At 31.5% G+C, this 3,655-nt stretch carries 1 protein-coding gene; it reads right to left on the bottom strand.

The genetic code is table 11. From position 1 onward, the window contains the following. Positions 1 to 108 precede the first annotated feature (108 nt). Entirely contained in the window at positions 109 to 3,306 is a 3,198-nt protein-coding gene (locus ACX6CF_RS25535; protein ID WP_458788209.1) for a S8 family serine peptidase, read from the bottom strand. Positions 3,307 to 3,655: the final 349 nt, after the last annotated feature.

Below are 3,655 nucleotides of genomic sequence, written 5' to 3'. Positions count from 1 at the left end.
ACTTGTTCTTTGTGATTATTTTATAAAACAATCATTATTATATACCATGATTATTGATAAGGCTAAGGTATATATCTAAATATTTCATTTTACCATTGATCATTTCGTTTATTCACTTACACCATTTTCTACAACAACATTCAATTTAGTAGAAGTAGTGACATTGCCTGATTCATCAGTAATCTTAATTTGAATATCATGACTACCATTATTTACTGTAGTGGTATCCCATTCAATGACATCAGGTATTTCAGTGTATTCCATTACTTTACTTTCATCAACATATAATTCAATAAGTTTTATATCTTTGTTCTCATCAACATAAGTATCAATAGTCATAATATCACTAATGATATCTCCATCAATAATAACATCTGTTGGTACCATAGTATCTGATGTCTCTTCATCAGTATACAGTTCTTCATCTTGAGCAGAAACAACTGGATAAGTTGCTGTCAAGGTATAATCAGCTCCGAAAAAGCTGAATGCAGAAACTACAATTGAATATGTTCCAGTTTCAGTTGCATCATATGATATACTGGAGCTATTAGTATCTAGTAGACTACCACTAGGATTATATAGTTTCATTTTTAATGATGATGAACTACCTGATAAGTCTAAATTGATTGTACCATTTGCAGTTACATCTATGTCAATTTGTGGACTATAGAATATACTTGCACTACCAGTGAAAGTTTCAGTTTTATATTCAACAGTAGGAGCATTATCTACAGTAACAGTTATCTCATTAGATAACCCTTCATTATCAGATGTATCTATTGCTTTTACTTTTAATATATGAGATGCATTACTTACTGTAGTTGTATCCCATTCGAAACTATAAGGTGATGTAATATCTTCACCTATCTTATTATTATCAACATAGAATTCAACCTTTGCAACAGCTACATTATCTTCAGCATTAGCATTTATAGCTAACATACCATTAACATCAGCACCATTAACAGGTGCAGTTATATTACATGTAGGGGAAGTATTATCTACTACATTATTAACTTCAACAGTTATTTCACTAGAATCCCCTTCATTATTAGCTGTATCTATAGCTTTTACTTTAAGATTATGATTTCCATTACTTACAGTGGTTGTATTCCAATCAAAACTGTAAGGTGCTGAATTATCTTCACCAATTTTATTGTTATTCACATAGAATTCAACTTTCGCAACAGCTACATTGTCTTCAGCATTAGCATTTATAGCTAGCATACCATCAACTGTGTCGCTATTATTAGGAGAAGTTATATTACATGTTGGTACTACATCATCAACTACTGCTGTACCAAAATCAGCAGAAGAGAATAATGCAAAAGATTGAGGACCTTGTGGTACATTGTAGCCCTTAACTTCAACTGAATAATTACCTGTTTCTGGAGAATTAATATAAATATTCTCAACATTATTTATACGGTCATAATTACTATTATAAGGTTGACTAAAATCATTACCATAATATATTGTACCTGAAGGAGAAGTAACTTTTACATCTAGATCATTAACTAATGCTTTAGATGCGGCTGTTGAACCAGGATAATCTGACCATACTAAAGAAATTGTTAATGGAGTACTAGTTGATTCTATAGCATAGGTAAAGTTTTGTGTTCCACCTGTAGCTAAATTATAAACTTGATCTGAATATTCATATTCCTTGTTTTTCAATGAATCAGCTAAGTTCACGCGTCCCCAACCTTGATCTTTACTTGGGAATCCAAAACTTAAATCAGTACCGCCATTAATAACTGCAGCTTTTATTAATGCTGCACTTGGTGTATGATTCCAAACATTTTGCATATATCCACGTGCCGCTGCTACTGCTCCAGCAGTTAATGGAGTAGACATTGAAGTACCACCCATGTAAGCATAATAATTATTGTAGTCTGCCCAAAAATTACTTGTTGGAGCTACAGATGATTTAGTTGAAAGTATCCATGTACCTGGTGCTACTATATCAGGTTTGATTCTTCCATCATCACAATTACCACGACTTGAAAATGGAGCAATCTCATTTGGATTATCGCCTATATTTCCCCATCTAGTGTTAGGCATATTAGGGCGATTATTTTCAGTTGCACCTACGGTAATACAGTTTTTAGCTGTTCCAGGAGCACCTATTGTATTATAGGCTGTTCCATTAGATCCGTCGCCATCATTTCCAGCAGCGAAAAGAATGATCATATCTTTATTATTCCATACATATTCATCAACATCCTGTGAGCTTCCTGTATATTGTCCGCCTACTGCAGCTCCCCATGAATTAGTATGAATATTAGCACCAGCATTTTTTGCTTGTTGGAATAGATCATTCAAGTCATTTGGAAGACCACCTAGTCCACCATTAGAATCTAATACAGATTGAAATACAAGATGAGCTTGTGGAGCAATACCTTTAATCTGACCGTTAGATTTAGTACCATCACCTAGAACTGAACCCGCAACATGAGTACCATGACCATGTACATCATCAGCTGTAGCTCTACCTAATGGGAATATACTATCTATTCTACCTTGGAAATCTAAGTGCATACCACTGTTATTAACACCAGTATCAATACCAGTATCACAAACTGCAACAACTTGTCCAGCTCCATTATGACCTAAATTATTAATACTATTTACACCCATGAAATCTCTAGCTTTATCATTGAATAGTTCATATTCAACTACTGGTTCTATGTATTTAACTGAATTAAGGTTAGCAAATTTTTCAATACTACTTGGATTCAATTTAACGATTACTTCTTTTTCAGTAGAATCTATTTTAGTAGCACCGAATTCTTTTATATAACCATCTAGAATAGAGGAATCGTCAAATGTAAATATTCTAACAGATATTTCTTCTTCGGCTAATTCTTCTACATCAATTGATCTAGTTACTCTTTTTTTATTCTTGAATACTGGATTTATTTTATATTCTGGTTGGTACCTTACAATTTTATTGATGTAAGGTAATAGTGAAACATCAGAAATTGTACTAGATTTTATTCTTGATAGAAATGCGAAATCTGGGATATATTCAATAAGTTCTGCACCCAATTTTGTTATATCGTTTTTCATGTAATCTTCAATTGGTCCTTCAAAAGAAATAATATATAGACCAGAATCTTCAACTACAGATCTTTTTTCTCTACTATTTTCATCTAAGTTCAATTCAATACCTTTCAGATAAATAATACACGGGTTATCATTGTCGCCTTCCGTACTAGCTAGCAAAGGCTTTGGAGACAATATAAGTGTAACAAACATGATAGCCAAAAACAACCCAATTTTCCCTTTAAAATTTTTCTTCATTACAATTCCTCCTATTTTTTTATTATTCAAAAAATTTTATCGTGGGTTACTCGCCAAATTACTTGAAAATTATCACCTCTTATTTATATTTTTTTCATTATGTAAATAAAGGTATACTTTTCAGAAATATTCTGTTATTTTTACGCAGGAATTTTTGGAATAGACAGTAGAATAAGATATTTCGCATTATATTAAGTGTTTTTTAACTAATTAGATATGTTTGTAATAAGCTTGTGCTATAATTTATAAATTATATAACATTATATTAGCATATACTGTAAAAAAAGTAAATAATTAATTTAAAATATTTTTTTTATTGGTTTATAAATATGGCGGATTGAAAATTGAA

It is taken from the genome of Vallitalea sediminicola (genome assembly GCF_054408565.1).
This window is presented reverse-complemented; position numbering and strand designations above follow the sequence as displayed.